The sequence below is a fragment of the Sodalis-like endosymbiont of Proechinophthirus fluctus genome (assembly GCF_001602625.1).
In the GTDB taxonomy this organism is placed as follows: domain Bacteria; phylum Pseudomonadota; class Gammaproteobacteria; order Enterobacterales; family Enterobacteriaceae.
Genome location: NZ_LECR01000075.1, coordinates 23,983 through 24,345, shown reverse-complemented (window position 1 = coordinate 24,345; position 363 = coordinate 23,983). Strand labels below are relative to the sequence as shown.

Genomic DNA, 363 nt, shown 5'->3' with positions numbered 1-363 from the left:
TCCGATACCGTCACGCGCGTCGTGTTGAGCGTGCCGGCTCCCGCAGGGGCTAATATTGAGCAAGTGACGCACATTCTGGTGAGGGCGGCGCGCCACTGCCCGCTGGTGTTGGAACTGCCGGCGCCGGAGGCTTTCCTGGTGGACTTACAGCAGGGTTTGCCGCTGTTTGAGCTGCGTATGCACGCCGCCGAAATGGGGCACCGGATGCCGCTGCGCCATCAGGTACACGCGCTGATTTTAGAAGGATATCGCGAGCACGGTATGGAATTGCCCTTCCCGCCCTTCCAACTGCGCAAGGATCAGCTCAAGGTCGATAATACCCCCGGCAACCACATCAAGCCAGAAAGCGGCTCGCTATGACAG

1 pseudogene is annotated in these 363 nt (G+C 60.9%); it reads left to right on the top strand.

The window, feature by feature from the left end:
- Window positions 1-360, top strand: a pseudogene (locus tag BG74_RS17760) (mechanosensitive ion channel); the annotation flags it as partial.
- Window positions 361-363 lie beyond the last annotated feature (3 nt).